15 protein-coding genes and 1 riboswitch are annotated in these 13,201 nt (G+C 66.2%); of the genes, 10 read left to right on the top strand and 5 right to left on the bottom strand.

What is annotated here, in order from left to right:
* The first annotated feature begins 10 nt into the window (after positions 1–10).
* The 4 genes from IAQ70_RS15780 to IAQ70_RS15765 are packed head-to-tail and all read left to right on the top strand — an operon-like array spanning position 11 to position 3,821.
* Positions 11–1,054, top strand: coding sequence for a zinc-dependent alcohol dehydrogenase (locus tag IAQ70_RS15780; protein WP_190990268.1), 1,044 nt, complete (start codon positions 11–13; stop codon positions 1,052–1,054).
* Between the two features lie 3 nt (positions 1,055–1,057).
* Positions 1,058–1,453, top strand: a complete 396-nt coding sequence (locus IAQ70_RS15775; protein WP_190990267.1) for a 6-pyruvoyl trahydropterin synthase family protein — start codon at positions 1,058–1,060, stop codon at positions 1,451–1,453.
* A gap of 2 nt (positions 1,454–1,455) precedes the next feature.
* The gene (locus tag IAQ70_RS15770; RefSeq protein WP_190990266.1) at positions 1,456–2,550 is read left to right on the top strand and encodes a glycosyltransferase family 4 protein; all 1,095 of its coding nucleotides are present in this window, start codon (positions 1,456–1,458) and stop codon (positions 2,548–2,550) included.
* Positions 2,547–3,821 (top strand): DNA glycosylase AlkZ-like family protein, encoded by a 1,275-nt coding sequence (locus IAQ70_RS15765; RefSeq protein WP_190990265.1) that lies wholly within the window; start codon positions 2,547–2,549, stop codon positions 3,819–3,821. The genes IAQ70_RS15770 and IAQ70_RS15765 overlap by 4 nt, the downstream gene beginning before the upstream one ends.
* On the opposite strand, the gene IAQ70_RS15760 is transcribed toward IAQ70_RS15765, so the two are convergent.
* Positions 3,818–4,321: a nucleoside deaminase gene (locus IAQ70_RS15760; RefSeq protein ID WP_190990264.1), complete on the bottom strand. Its 504-nt coding sequence runs from the start codon at positions 4,319–4,321 to the stop codon at positions 3,818–3,820. The two genes, IAQ70_RS15765 and IAQ70_RS15760, sit on opposite strands and share 4 nt — an antisense overlap.
* 129 nt (positions 4,322–4,450) lie before the next feature.
* Between IAQ70_RS15760 and IAQ70_RS15755 the strand changes: the two genes are divergently transcribed.
* The 3 genes from IAQ70_RS15755 (at position 4,451) to IAQ70_RS15745 (ending at position 6,262) form a co-directional block, all read left to right on the top strand.
* Positions 4,451–5,143: a phosphatase PAP2 family protein gene (locus IAQ70_RS15755; protein WP_223860163.1), complete on the top strand. Its 693-nt coding sequence runs from the start codon at positions 4,451–4,453 to the stop codon at positions 5,141–5,143.
* Between the two features lie 41 nt (positions 5,144–5,184).
* The gene (gene upp, locus IAQ70_RS15750) at positions 5,185–5,820 is read left to right on the top strand and encodes a uracil phosphoribosyltransferase (protein ID WP_190990262.1); all 636 of its coding nucleotides are present in this window, start codon (positions 5,185–5,187) and stop codon (positions 5,818–5,820) included.
* Positions 5,821–5,881: 61 nt separating this feature from the next.
* Positions 5,882–6,262, top strand: a complete 381-nt coding sequence (locus tag IAQ70_RS15745; RefSeq protein WP_190990261.1) for a VOC family protein — start codon at positions 5,882–5,884, stop codon at positions 6,260–6,262.
* Positions 6,263–6,337: 75 nt separating this feature from the next.
* Here the strand turns inward: IAQ70_RS15745 and IAQ70_RS15740 are convergent, their stop codons facing one another.
* The 4 genes from IAQ70_RS15740 to IAQ70_RS15725 form a co-directional block, all read right to left on the bottom strand.
* Entirely contained in the window at positions 6,338–7,030 is a 693-nt protein-coding gene (locus IAQ70_RS15740) for an aggregation-promoting factor C-terminal-like domain-containing protein (RefSeq protein ID WP_190990260.1), read from the bottom strand.
* 5 nt (positions 7,031–7,035) lie between these two features.
* A riboswitch (cyclic di-AMP (ydaO/yuaA leader) is annotated at positions 7,036–7,194 on the bottom strand.
* Positions 7,195–7,287: 93 nt separating this feature from the next.
* The gene (locus IAQ70_RS15735; RefSeq protein ID WP_190990259.1) at positions 7,288–8,820 is read right to left on the bottom strand and encodes a sensor histidine kinase; all 1,533 of its coding nucleotides are present in this window, start codon (positions 8,818–8,820) and stop codon (positions 7,288–7,290) included.
* 11 nt (positions 8,821–8,831) lie between these two features.
* Complete coding sequence (locus IAQ70_RS15730) at positions 8,832–9,572, bottom strand: response regulator transcription factor (RefSeq protein ID WP_190990258.1); 741 nt, start codon at positions 9,570–9,572, stop codon at positions 8,832–8,834.
* A gap of 263 nt (positions 9,573–9,835) precedes the next feature.
* On the bottom strand, positions 9,836–10,141 hold the full coding sequence (locus IAQ70_RS15725) for a hypothetical protein (RefSeq protein WP_190990257.1): 306 nt from the start codon (positions 10,139–10,141) through the stop codon (positions 9,836–9,838).
* A gap of 104 nt (positions 10,142–10,245) precedes the next feature.
* Between IAQ70_RS15725 and IAQ70_RS15720 the strand changes: the two genes are divergently transcribed.
* From IAQ70_RS15720 to IAQ70_RS15710, 3 genes are all read left to right on the top strand, one after another.
* Entirely contained in the window at positions 10,246–11,109 is an 864-nt protein-coding gene (locus IAQ70_RS15720; protein ID WP_190990256.1) for a winged helix-turn-helix domain-containing protein, read from the top strand.
* A gap of 184 nt (positions 11,110–11,293) precedes the next feature.
* Positions 11,294–11,821 (top strand): SixA phosphatase family protein, encoded by a 528-nt coding sequence (locus tag IAQ70_RS15715; RefSeq protein ID WP_190990255.1) that lies wholly within the window; start codon positions 11,294–11,296, stop codon positions 11,819–11,821.
* Between the two features lie 27 nt (positions 11,822–11,848).
* Positions 11,849–12,877, top strand: coding sequence for an EamA family transporter (locus IAQ70_RS15710; RefSeq protein WP_190990254.1), 1,029 nt, complete (start codon positions 11,849–11,851; stop codon positions 12,875–12,877).
* The last annotated feature ends 324 nt before the right edge of the window (positions 12,878–13,201 follow it).

Raw genomic sequence — 13,201 nt, 5'->3', positions numbered from 1 at the left:
CATAAGCAAGATGACTACTTCAGACGAACCAACTCCTCAAGCAGCGCAGGCAACGGCATATTGGACCACCGGTCCGGAACAAGGTGAACTCCGGGATGAGCTACTGCACGCCCCGGGACCCGGCGAGGCGCTGGTCCGTACGCTCTACTCCGGCATCAGCAAAGGCACGGAAATTGTGGTCCACACCTGCTCCGTCCCGCCGCGGGTGGCCGAGGCCATGCGCGCGCCGCACCAGGAGGGCTCGTTCCCTTCTCCGGTGAAGTTCGGCTATCTGTCTGTCGGCATCGTTGAACAGGGCCCCGATGACTGGAAGGGCCAAAAGGTCTTCTGCCTGAATCCCCATCAGGACCGTTACGTCATCGGCACCGCCGCACTGACCAGAATCCCCGACGACGTCCCCGCCCGCCGGGCCGTGCTGACCGGGACCGTGGAAACAGCCATCAACGCACTCTGGGAAGCCGGACCGAGGCTGGGGGACAGGGTCGCCGTCGTCGGTGCCGGGCTGGTGGGCGGGATGGTGGCCACGCTCCTGCGCACGTTCCCGTTGGACCGCCTGCAGCTCGTGGATCTGGACCCGAAACGGAAGCAACTGGCGGACAAGCTGGGCGTGGAATTCGCCCACCCGGATCATGCCGAAGCGGACTGCGACATCGTGTTCCACTGCTCCGCGTCCCAGGAGGGCCTGGAACGCAGCCTGCAACTGGCCGGCGACGAGGCCGATGTCATTGAAATGTCCTGGTACGCCAACCGCGACGTCACCTTGCCGCTCGGGGAGGACTTCCATGCCCGCCGGCTCTCCATCCGGGCCAGCCAGGTGGGCGTTGTGGCCCGGGCCCGAAGGCACCGGCGGACCACCGCCGACCGCCTGAGTCTGGCAGTATCGCTCCTGGCGGACCCTGTTTTTGACGCCTTCCTCACCGGGGCGTCGCCCTTCGCAGACCTGCCGGACGTGGTGCAGAACCTGGCCAACGGAAAACTCGAAGCCCTGTGCCACGTGATCGAATACCCCAACGCTGAAAAATCCAGCAACCCAGACCCCGAAGACAGGACGTAGCCCGTGTTCAGCCTGACCATCCGCCGCCACTTCATGATCGCCCACAGCCTCCCGCGCGAGGTCTTCGGCCCCGCCCAGGCCCTGCACGGGGCCACCTTCGTGGCGGAGGTGACGTTCCGGCGTCGTGCTTTGAACAACGATGCGATTGTGCTGGACATCGGAGCCGCCGGCGGCATCATCGAAGGTGTCCTGGCGGGGCTCAATTACACCAACCTCGATGAGCACCCGGACTTTGCCGGCAGACTCAGCACCACCGAGGCGCTGGCCGAATACATCGCCCAGGCCGTGGCGGGCAAGATTAAGGACGACGCTGACGGCCGCGAGCTTGCCGGCATCGACGTCACCCTGCGCGAAAACCCTGACGCCTGGGCTACGTACGCCCTGGACCTGTCCGCCTGACCGTGCACGTCAGGTTCCTGGTCCCCGGCAACATCAGCCACAACTCAGGCGGCAACGTCTACAACGCACGCCTCACCGAGGGATTGAGGACGTTGGGCGTCGACGTTGAGGTGCTCGCAGCGGAGGGGGACTGGCCGGACGCCGGCATTAGTGAACGACGGCGGCTGGGCCGCCTGCTGGGGGCAGGCGAACCAGCGGCGGAGACCACGTCAGCGACGGTCACCGTGGTGGACGGGCTCATCGCCTGCGGCGCCCCTGACGAGCTGGAGGCTGCGGCCGCTGCGGGGCGCAGGGCCTGGATCCTGCTCCATATGCCGTTCCCCGGTCATGCCGACGGCGAAGGGCGGGCGCTGCAGGCAGCCGCCGGCGTGATCTGCAGCAGTACGTCGGCCGCGGACCACGTCAGGGAACGGCATGGCATTGCGACCGGCCGGGTGGCCCTGCCCGGTACGGATTCCGCGCCGGTGGCTGCCGGCTCGGACCCCGCGCACATCGTCTCGGTAGCCGCGCTGCTGCCCAACAAGTGCCAGCTGCTGGTAGTGGAAGCGCTCGCCAAGCTCCAGGACCTGGCGTGGACGGCCTCCCTGGTGGGTACGGAGGACGCCGACCCCGCCTACGCCGCGGAGGTCCGGGCGGCCATCAGCTCGCACGGATTGGACCGCCGGATTCGGCTGACCGGCCAGCTCGCCGGAAACGCCCTGGCGGACGAATGGAACCGGGCGGACCTGAGCGTGCTCGTGTCACGGGCCGAATCGTTTGGTTTGGTGGTCACGGAATCGCTGGCCCGCGGAATCCCGGTCATCGTGCGGGCAGGCACCGGCGCCGTGGAGGCGCTGGCCCTGACAGCGCGGGACGGCACGCTCAGGGGCGGGCCGGACGCCCTGCCGGGCGCCGCCGTCGTATTTGCCGGCCATGAGAGCGGCCATCCGGAGGTGCTCGCCGGGCTGATGCGGAAGTGGCTGTCGGGCCACGCGCTCCGCTCAGATTGGCGGACCGCCGCCCTTGCTGCCCGGGACCATATACCCGGCTGGGACACGACGGCCCAAAACGTGGCGGCCATACTCGCCACGCCAGCACCGGTGCACAATGAGGCATGACCACGCACGCCGCTCCCGCCGTGAGCCCCCGTCCGCACTTGGCTGCCCCGGAAGCTCAAGCCCGGGACCTGCCCGCCCAGGTGAACCTCACTCCTGAGCTGCTCAGGGCGTGGGCCTGGCACAAGCAGGGTCTCGACGGTTCGATGCAGGGCTCCGATGCTGCTGACGTGTTCACCAGGGCAGGTTGGGCACGCTCCGTCGGCGGGGCCAACCCCTATCTCACGGTCTTTGCGCGTGCAGGCATCAGCCGCGCTCAGGCGGACGCCGATGTCCTGGCCCTCAAGATCCATGAACTGCCCACCGCCCGCGGCTGCACCTACGTCCTGGGCGCGGATGACTTCGCGTGGGGGCTTCAGCTCGGTCGCGACGCCGCCGTGGCTCCGTTCCGCGTACTCGCCAGGATGGGCGTCGAACGCGGCGAGATCACGCTCCTGGAGGAACAGATCCTCCACGCCTTGGCCGAAGCCAGCGGCCCGCTGGACCCCAAGCAGCTCAGGGAACTCCTCGGAGATTCGGTGCGGAACCTGGGCGAGGAAGGCAAAAAGAAGGGTGCCGCCACCACGCTGCCCACGGCCCTTGGGCTCCTCCAGGCCGATGGCCGGATCCGGCGCGTGCCGGTCAACGGCCGGCTGGACCAGCAGCGTTACGCCTACACACTGTGGGGGCTGCCGCGCACCGCCATCGACGACGATGCCGCCCGCGCCCTGCTCCTCGAGCGCTACCTCGGCTGGACCGGCGGCGCCACGCTCAAGCAGTCGCAGTGGTTCACGGGCTTCACCTTGACGCACACCAAGGCAGCATGCGCCGCGATTGGTGCTGTGGAGGTCCCTGCCGCCAACGGTGAGGTGCTGTGGATGATGCCCGACGACGCCGGCCGCCTCGCCGCGTTTGACCCACCTGCGGAGGAACAGATCCAGTTGCTCGCCGGCACTGACTCGCTGGTCCTGCTCAGGCGGAACTCAGCGGATCTGTTCGCCGAACCCGACCTGGACAGGAAAGTCCAGAACTCCACCCTGGCACTGCAGGCTGACCTTCCGGACCATCCCATCCTGGACCGCGGCCGGATCATCGGGCTTTGGCAGTACGATCCCGCAGAATCGCGCATTGCCCACTGGCTCTTCGCCGGGGCCACACCTGCCGTTACCCGGCGCATCGCCGAAGTGGAGGCCTGGATCCGGGATGAGCTGGGCGACTTCCGCTCCTTCAGCCTGGACTCGCCGGCCTCCCGCCGGGACCGGATCGACGCCCTGAACGCCGCCGGTACTGCCTAGGCTCTGCGGTGGGCGGCGAAGAAATCCTTCAGCAGGGCCCCGCACTCGTCTTCCCTGACGCCACCGTAAACCTCCACCCAATGATTGAGCCGGCGCTCGCGGAGGACATCGAACACCGAACCGGCCGCCCCGGCTTTCTCATCCCAGGCACCGAAAACTACCCGCGGAATTCTGGCCAGTACTACGGCACCCGCGCACATGGCACACGGCTCCAGGGTGACCACGAGCGTGCAGTCTGCCAGCCTCCAGCCGTCCCCTGCGCCGCCATCAAGCTTCGACAAAGCACGCAGCTTCTCGGCCGCCTGGCGGATGGCCACGACTTCGGCGTGCGCTGTGGGGTCACCCAGCTCCTCCCGCTGGTTCCGTCCCGAACCCAGCACGCCGCCGTCGGGCCCTATGACAACTGCGCCGATGGGCACGTCCTCCGTGGCCAGAGCCAGGCGGGCTTCATCGAGGGCAAGGCCCATCCACTCGCTGTGTTTCTTTTCGCCGGGCGCCATGGCTCAATGATAGTTTCGAGGGATATCCGTCCTTGCCGCCCACTGACGCAGGAGGAATTCGTGGATGTCGATACATTCAGGGGCCGTGTAGGCCAATGGTTCAAGCCGTACGCGGCCCTGTGGATCACCATGCTGGTGGGTGGTGTGCTGGTGGTCATCATGGCGCTGCTGGGGGCTGAGGTCTACGACAACGTGGTGGACGACGCAGGCCTGACGTCCTTGGACCAGCCGGCTCTCGGCCTGGCCGAGAGCCTGCGGAACCCCGGGCTGGACGCGGGCGTAACGGCATTCACCAATATCGGCGGCGGCATCGGCATGCCCATCCTGGCCAGCATCCTGACGGCATGGCTCACGTTCCTGAGCCGGACCTGGCGCCCCATCATCCTGGTGGGCGGTGCCGCGGCCGTCTCCACAACGGCGACGACGGTGGGCAAGCGCCTTGTTGGCCGCACCCGGCCGGACCACGCTGATGCGGTTCCGCCGTACGAGACGTCGCCGTCATTCCCGAGCGGCCACACGCTGAACACGACAGTGGTGATTGGCGTTCTGGTCTACATTATGTGCCTGCAGTTTGAGATGACCTGGGCGCGCATCACCGCCATCGTCGCCGGGGTGGTCTTCATCATTGCCATGGGCCTGAGCAGGGTTTTCCTGGGCCACCACTGGATGACCGACGTCATGGCCGGCTGGTTCCTCGGGCTCGCCTGGGTGGGAATAGTGATCCTGGCCCATCGGCTTTTCCATGTGCTGCGGAAACGCGAGCATGCCGGTCCGGCACCTACGTTCGAACATCACGCCATCCGGGACGACCAGCCCGGCTGATTCCGGGCAGGGCCGCCCTGCCCGGATGATAGTTTTGACCCATGCGCACTCTCGTTGTGGACCACCCGCTGGTCGCCCATAAGCTCACCGTCCTGCGGGACAAAAACACCCCGTCTCCGGTCTTCCGGATGCTGACGGAAGAGCTGGTGACACTGCTCGCGTACGAGGCCACCCGCGATGTGCGAACCCAGCCTGTGACCATCGAGACGCCGGTAAGCACCACTGTGGGCACCGCCTTCACCAAGCCCACGCCGCTGGTGGTTCCCATCCTCCGCGCCGGCCTTGGCATGCTCGAGGGCATGACCAAACTTGTCCCCACGGCCGAGGTGGGATTCCTGGGCATGGCCCGCGACGAGGAAACGCTCGACATCATCACCTACGCCGAACGGCTGCCGGAGGACCTGACCGACAGGCAGATCTTTGTGCTCGACCCCATGCTGGCCACCGGCGGCACTTTGCGCGAAGCCATCAAATTCCTCTTCAAGCGCGGCGCCTCGGACGTCACCTGCATCTGCCTCCTGGCCGCGCCGGAAGGCCTGGCGAAGCTGGAAGAAGAACTTGCTGACGCCAACGTCACCATCGTCCTGGCCTCCATCGACGAAAAGCTCAACGAGAAGTCCTACATTGTGCCGGGGCTCGGCGACGCAGGAGACCGCCTCTACGGCATCGCCGGCTGATTCCGGGGCGCAACGGCAACAGGGCCTTCCGGATTGCGCAGCCCGCCGCTAGCCTGTGCGGATGGACTGGAAACTCGAACTTGTCTTTGTACCTGTGTCCGACGTGGACCGCGCCAAGGATTTCTACGTAAACAAGGTGGGGTTCAACGCTGATTACGACGAGCGGCCCAGCGACGGCATCCGCTTTGTCCAGCTGACGCCGCCCGGCTCCGGCTGCTCGATCTGCATTGGCGAGGGCCTCAACGACGCCCCGCCGGGCACGGCGCCGAGCCTGCAGCTGGTAGTCAGCGACATCCAGGCCGCCCACGACCACCTCAAGAACAACGGGGTGGACGTGAGTGACGTGGACGTGCAGGACTGGGGCCATTTTGTGTACTTTGCGGACCCCGACGGAAACAAATGGGCCGTGCAGTACATTCCGGGCCGCGAGGCCCAGGGCTGATTACCCGGACAGAACAGCAGGCCCTGAACCGGGGGATTCAGGGCCTGCTGCGGTACGGACCCGGGAGAACCGGGCTTAGTACCAATTGTTCGACAGGTGGAAGTTCAGCGCGCCGCACGGCGACTGGTAGCGCTCCTGGATGTAGTTCAGGCCCCAGTTGATCTGCGTGCGGTAGTTGGTGAGGTAGTCCGCGCCGGCGCTCGCCATCTTCTCGGCGGGCAGCGACTGCACGATGCCGTACGCACCGCTGCTGGCGTTGGTTGCCGTGGTGGTCCAGTCGGATTCCTTGGTCCACAATGTCTGCAGGCACTGCATCTGGTCAGGTGCCCAACCGTAGCTGGCCAGCTGGCCGGCGGCGTAGGCCTGGGCACCGGCGGGGTCGTTGACGGCGACAACAGGTGCGGGCTCCGGCACCGGGGCAGGTGCGGGCTCGGGAGCGGGGGCCGGTGCCGGTGCCGGTGCGGGTGCTGGTTCGGCGGCCTGCGGGGCAACGCTGATCTCAGGAGCCGCGGGTTCCGGCGTGGACTTGGCCTGCATCTCGGCCTTTTCCATCGTCAGCTGCGACTCGATCTCGGCAGTGGAGAGCTTCTGGGTGTCGCTGACCGCTGTGAGGCTGCCGGATTCGGACGCCTGCCCCGCTGCGCCCAGCCCGATCAGGAGGGCGCACGCTGTGCCGAGCACGGCTGCGCGCTGTCCCAGGGACGGAATGCGGTTGCGAAGTTTGTTTGACCCGTTATGCGGGCGTGTTTGTACCTTGGATTCAGACATGATGGATCGCCTCTCACACCTGCGGAGTTAGCTGTCGGGTTCGGATGAGGGCATCCGGCCACACGGAACATCACGTGCTGGCTTCACCCCAAGGACACTTGGGTCCGGGACTCTGGGTCCCCCGCCTCTGCCTCGATCGATCGGGAATCCGGGAAGCGGCAGAGCTTGGCGTCATCCGGATGTGCGGCCCGAACGGGATCCGCACTCTATCGACGGTACAGGAGCTTGGCGCTTAAGTCACATTTTGGTAACAAGCATCACGGTGTCGGCGTGTTGCCTTGCGGTGCCCCGAAGCCAATGGGGAGGTGGAGCGCGAACTGGGTGGAGCCGGGTTCCGACGTCACCTCCACTGTGCCGCCGTGCGCCTCGACAATGGACTGCACGATGGACAGGCCCAGGCCGCTGGTGCCTTCTGCGGCCCCGGCGCCGGAACCCGGCGCCGTGCCTTTGCGGGCCGCGTCTGCGCGGGCGAAGCGGGCGAAAGCGTGGTCCACGAATTCGGGCGGGATGCCCGCGCCGTCGTCCGTCACGGTCACCACTGCCCGGCCGTCCTCTGACGTCCGCACGCTGGTGACCACGGTGGTCCCCGGCGCCGTGTGCTTGCGCGCGTTGGAAAGCAAGTTGACCAGCACTTGGCGCAGCTTCGACGCATCGCCGTTGACTGACAGCGGCTCGTCGGGGAGCTCCAGATGCCAGGTATGGTCCGGGGCAATGACCTTTTCATCGCTGACCGCCTCGATCACGAGCTGCGTCAGGTCAACCTCGCCGAGTTTCAGGGCCTGCCCCTCGTCCAGCCGGGCCAGCAGGAGGAGATCCTCCACGAGTGTGGTCATGCGCTCGGACTGGCTCTGCACCCTCGCGAGCGACTTCCGGCCGTCCGGGGTGAAGTTCTCTGTCATCCGCATCAGCTCCGTGTAGCCGCGGATGGCCGTCAGGGGGGTGCGCAGTTCATGGGAGGCGTCCGCTACGAACTGCCGCACCTTGGTTTCGCTTCGCTGCCGCGCCTCAAGTGCGCTGGAGACGTTGTCCAGCATCAGATTGAGGGCATGGCCGACGCTTCCCACTTCGGTTCCGGGGTTGGCGTTCGACGGCGGGACGCGCACGGCGAGTGCCACCTCGCCGGCGTCCAGCGGAAGCCGTGCCACCCGCGTTGCAACCTCGGAAAGCTGTTCCAGCGGCTGCATGGTGCGCCGGATGAGTACCGTCCCGGCCAGACCGATCAGCAACAGCCCGCCAAGGGAAACGAACACGAAGGTCCATACAAGTGAAGCGAGGGTGCTTTCCTTGGCGGCCAACGGAAGCCCCGTGACCAAAACGTCACCGAAGCCGGTTGCCACGGCCACAATCCGGTAATCCCCGTTGGACAACTGGCGGTCAACGGGATTGCCGTTTTGGGCCAGCGCGAGCAGGGTCTGCTTATCTTCCGTGCTGAGCGCAGAGCGCGTGGCGTCCGAGTCAAGGTAGCCGCCGCTGTTGATCTGCCCGTTCAAGATGCGCGCATTAAGGGTTCCCACACTCTGCCCGCGGGCATCCAGCGGGTCCCGGCCGTTGAAGCCACCTCCACCCTGGGGCCGGCCGGGATCGTTCGAGCGGTTGGCTGCCTGGCTCAGCTGTTGATCCAGCTGCCTGGTGAGAAAGGAATCCATCGAGGCATAACTGAACAGTCCCACCGCACCGCAGATTGCCACCAGCAGTGCCATGGCCAGCAGGATCAGGCGGGTTCTCAGGTGCCAGGTGGCCGGTTTCAGCCAGCTGCGGCCCGGATGCGGGGTAACTTGTGGCGCGGACATGGGCTGCCGGGCTATTCGGCGGGCTTGATGACGTAGCCGGCACCCCGCACCGTATGGATCATGGGCGGGTGCAACGCATCCACCTTCTTGCGCAGGTAGGAAATGTAGAGTTCCACGATGTTCGCCTGGCCGCCGAAGTCGTAGTTCCAGACTCGGTCCAGGATCTGGGCTTTGCTGATCACGCGCTTGGGGTTCTCCATCAGGTACCGCAGCAGCTCGAACTGGGTTGCCGTGAGCTGCAGATCGTCCCCGGCCCTTGTGACTTCGCGCGTATCAATGTTGAGGACAAGATCACCCACCACCAGTTCGGCCGTGTCCATGGCGGCCACCCCGGACCGCTGGACCAGCCGGTGCAGCCGCAGCAGCACCTCCTCCATGCTGAAGGGCTTGGTGACGTAATCATCCCCGCCGGCCGCCAGGCCGACGATCCGGTCCTGGACAGCGTCCTTGGCAGTGAGGAAAAGGGCTGGCACCTCAGGTGCAAAGGCGCGGATCCTGCCCAGCAGCTCAACGCCGTCGAACCCTGGCAGCATCACGTCCAAGACCAGGACGTCCGGGCGGAATTCCTTGGCAAGCTTGACGGCCTCCGGGCCGTCCGCAGCCACGGCGACAGACCAGCCGGCCATGCGCAGCCCCATGCTCATGAGCTCCGAAAGGCTCGGCTCGTCATCCACCACCAGGGCGCGGATAGGGGAACCGTCCGGGTGGGTCAGCTGCGGAAGGTTGTTGGTCATGGAATGCGAAGTGGCCATGGGACAACTCTCTGATCTTTCGGTTAGCTCACGCTTTGCGGTTCCTGTGTGCGAGCTGTGACTCTCAGCGTAGCGAGCTGGACGGTCGTCCCAATGACTATGGACTGTGCCGCGGGAAACCCCGGGCCGGGGGAGAGGGGGCCGGCGCTCGATATATCGGCGCCGCGTGCGAAAAATTCTCCGGCTGATTGGACAAGGCAACCCTGTCGGTGCGGTGATTCTACGTCAAGCGCATGAAGTATCAGGCGATTTCAATAGGGTGCCTATTTTCGAATAAAATTCTTCAACAAGACGACCCGGGGCCGCGGGGCGCGAATTTTGGTAACGCAGATGCCGACCCGCCGAATTGTGATACGGGGCACATTCTGGTCCATTCGTCTCATAATGCGGACGAACGGCGCCTTTGTTACTTGCAAGTTCTCATTGTTACGTTGCACACTTTCAATTGTGAACAAGAACTCAACAGCACCTGCAGCCGCAGAATATTGGCCCAGCACATCAGTTGCTGCCGACATGCGCTGTTGTCGAATGCACGCCTGACCTTCAGACCCCACGAAGTTCTTAGGCATTCGCCTCCCCTAGTCCAGAGTCGGCGCCCCTCCCAGATTTTTCATTGCGGGGAACCCCAGCACTCGAGCCGCAATGACGGCCATTCACATTGAGGTAAGCATTCATGTCAGTTGCATCCGGATACGTCCACATCTCCGTCCGTAACGCAGGTAAGCCCAGCCAGGCTTCCGGGCTCCGTCAAGGTTTTGGTACCCGCCAGGCGTTCGCGCCGGCCGCCGGCGGAACCAGTTTTCCCGCTCCCGGATACGTACCCCAGGGCTACAATCCCAACTCCTACGGCCAGCTCCGCGCCGTGCAGCCCACTGAAGCTGCGCCGCTCACCGCGCCGACACCGCTGGTAGCAGGGAACACCGCCCGGCCTGTCGCGAACGACAACCTTGCCCGTGGATTCGTGCTCTACATGGGCATCGACGAGGAGACCGCGGCGGCTGCCGGGACCTCCATCGCCAAGCTTGCCCAGGAAATCCGCGCCTACGCACAGTCCCTCGTGACCGGCGCTGAAAGCTACGCGGCCGTGGCCATGGCCCCGGCCGGCACCCCCGGTTCCGCGCTCGACGTCGTCCGTTCCACCTTCGGTGACCCGACCGTCAATGCCCAGAAGCGCACCGAAACTGCACGGCTGCAGCAGGCTGCGGAGCCGCGCCCCTCCGGCGTCCTCATCGACCTGGCCCGCCGCGAAGTCCACCTCGACGGGGAATCCCTGAACCTGACCTTCAAGGAATTCGAACTCCTCAACTACCTCGTCGAAAACGGCACCCGCACCGTTGGCCGCGATGAACTGCTCGAAGGCCTGTGGCGCAACGCCGAGGAAGTCCCCAACGAGCGAACCATCGACGTCCACATCCGCCGCCTCCGCTCCAAGCTCGGCCGCCTCGCCAACACCGTGCGCACCGTCCGGGGCCAGGGCTACCGCTTCTACGAGCACCCCGAAGTAGTCGTCTGGGCCGCTCCGGAATACTCGATCTAGCCTTAACTTCACCACCGCCAGAAGGCGGCACGATCCCTCTGCTCCTGCGCTCGTAACTCACGCAACAACGGCGCTTTCGGGATGTGCCGCCTTTTGGCGTTCAGCCTCGGGCTTTCTGAGCATTGGTCTCCCCGGCTATGTTCGACGGCGGTGCCGTGGGTCCTGCGGGCGTTAGGCTTGGGGGATGAATGATCACCACATCAAACGCTTGGTGATCATGCGCCATGCCAAGGCGGACTGGCCCGGCGGGGTTGCGGATCATGAGCGGCCGCTGGAGGAGCGCGGGCACCGGGAGGCGCCGCTGGCCGGGAGATGGCTGGTCAAGCACGGCATCCTCCCCGACTTCATCCTGTGCTCCAGCGCCCTGCGCACCCGGCAGACGTGCACGTGGGTATGCGCCGAGCTGGGGGATAAGGCCCCGACGCCGAAACTTGAGGACGGCCTGTATGCCGCCTCCGCGCTGCGCATGCTTACCGTGGTCAACCACGTGCCGGACACGGTCACCACGCTGATGCTCATCTCGCACATGCCCGGCGTCCAGGATCTCGCCATGCATCTGGCTTCACGGGACTCGAACCATGACGCCTACATGGACGCGGCCACGCGCTACCCCACCAGCGCACTGACGGTTCTGGAAACGGAAAAGTCCTGGGCCGAACTCGACGGCCAGGACGCCCGGATCACCAAATTCAAGGTTCCCCGCGCGCACTGACGCGCGGCAGTCTGGCAGGGTTGAACGGTGAACCTCCGACACTCCCTCCTCGCCCTGCTGGTCGCTGTCCTTTGGGGCGTGAACTTCGTGGCCATCGACATGGGCTTGCATCCGGACGACGGGGAAGTGCCGCCGCTCCTGTTCGTCGCCATGCGGTTCGTCCTGGTGGTCGTCCCCTTGATTTTCTTCATCCGGAAGCCGGATGTGAGCTGGAAGGCGATCATCGGCGTCGGTCTCTTTATGAGTGCCGGCCAGTTTGGCCTCCTGTATCTGGCCATGGCGCTTGGCATGCCGGCCGGCCTTGCCTCGCTGGTGCTCCAGGCGCAGGTGCTGCTGACGGTTCTCCTGTCGGCCGGGTTCCTGGGGGAGCGTCCCAGCCGTAGCCAGCTGTTCGGCGTGGTTCTTGGCGTTGCCGGACTGGCCGTGGTGGCCGTGGGCCGCAGCGCCGTGGCGCCCCTGCTGCCGCTGATCATTGTGCTGGGCGCGGCGCTGTCCTGGGCCGCGGGGAACGTCATCGCCCGCAAGGCCAAGGCGGCGTCAGGGCTGGGACTGGTGGTCTGGTCCGGGGCCGTGGTTCCGCTGCCCCTCGCCGGAGTTTCGCTCCTGGTGGACGGACCCGGCGCCGTGCTCGGCACGCTGGCGCACCTGCAGCCGGTCACCATCGCCAGCGCGCTGTACACGGCTATATTCGGGTCGTTGGTGGGGTACGGAATCTGGAACCGGCTGCTGGCCCGCTACCCGTCGTCGGCCGTTGTTCCCTTCACGCTCCTGGTCCCGGTGGTAGGGATGAGCGCTGCGTGGCTGGTACTGGCGGAGGTGCCGACGCCGGCCGAACTGGCTGGCGGGGCGCTGCTCCTGGGCGGGGTGGCGACGGCGGTACTCACCGGAGGGGGCAGGCCGCGTCAGCGCCGGGACGTGGTTTTCGCGCCGGACGTGGGTGCCGGCAGCGGCGCCGGTTTCGGTGCCGGCTTACGCGCCGGGGATGCGGACGACGACGGCCGCTTGGCTGCCCCCGCCGGCAGCCGGGCCGGCGCGCGGGACCCGGAAGAACCCTGAGCGGTGGCACCGGCGCTGCGGGTGGCCGAACTCCGGGCTGCAGGCCGGTCCTGCGACGGCGACCGCTTCCGGCCACCTCCAGCCGCCAGCCCATTCCCGTTGCCGGGCCGGCTTCCTGAGGGCCAGGCCGCGCCCAGGAACAGGACCAGCACCGTAGCGACGGCTGAGGCGGCGGCCCAGAAGAAATAATTGTCAGGATCGTCGGTGGGAAGTGGCGTACCTATGATGGTCGGCTGATCCACAAATGCGAGCTCCCAGGTGCTGAGGAAAGCCAGCGAGAAAGCGATGGTCAGGCTGCTGCCCACGCCGGTGGCCACCAGCGCC

It is taken from the genome of Pseudarthrobacter sulfonivorans (assembly GCF_014712225.1).
GTDB lineage: Bacteria > Actinomycetota > Actinomycetes > Actinomycetales > Micrococcaceae > Arthrobacter > Arthrobacter sulfonivorans.
Note: the sequence above shows the minus strand (reverse complement) of the source record. Positions and strands in the feature narration are given on the sequence as shown.

Coding starts and splice junctions, on each gene's coding strand:
- IAQ70_RS15755 (WP_223860163.1), top strand. CDS start 4,451: ATGCTGGTGGGTGGTGTGCTGGTGGTCATCATGGCGCTGCTGGGGGCT.
- IAQ70_RS15715 (WP_190990255.1), top strand. CDS start 11,294: ATGAATGATCACCACATCAAACGCTTGGTGATCATGCGCCATGCCAAG.
- IAQ70_RS15720 (WP_190990256.1), top strand. CDS start 10,246: ATGTCAGTTGCATCCGGATACGTCCACATCTCCGTCCGTAACGCAGGT.
- IAQ70_RS15740 (WP_190990260.1), bottom strand. CDS start 7,030: ATGTCTGAATCCAAGGTACAAACACGCCCGCATAACGGGTCAAACAAA.
- IAQ70_RS15760 (WP_190990264.1), bottom strand. CDS start 4,321: ATGGCGCCCGGCGAAAAGAAACACAGCGAGTGGATGGGCCTTGCCCTC.
- IAQ70_RS15780 (WP_190990268.1), top strand. CDS start 11: ATGACTACTTCAGACGAACCAACTCCTCAAGCAGCGCAGGCAACGGCA.
- IAQ70_RS15725 (WP_190990257.1), bottom strand. CDS start 10,141: ATGCCTAAGAACTTCGTGGGGTCTGAAGGTCAGGCGTGCATTCGACAA.
- IAQ70_RS15745 (WP_190990261.1), top strand. CDS start 5,882: ATGGACTGGAAACTCGAACTTGTCTTTGTACCTGTGTCCGACGTGGAC.
- IAQ70_RS15735 (WP_190990259.1), bottom strand. CDS start 8,820: ATGTCCGCGCCACAAGTTACCCCGCATCCGGGCCGCAGCTGGCTGAAA.
- IAQ70_RS15730 (WP_190990258.1), bottom strand. CDS start 9,572: ATGGCCACTTCGCATTCCATGACCAACAACCTTCCGCAGCTGACCCAC.
- upp (WP_190990262.1), top strand. CDS start 5,185: ATGCGCACTCTCGTTGTGGACCACCCGCTGGTCGCCCATAAGCTCACC.
- IAQ70_RS15765 (WP_190990265.1), top strand. CDS start 2,547: ATGACCACGCACGCCGCTCCCGCCGTGAGCCCCCGTCCGCACTTGGCT.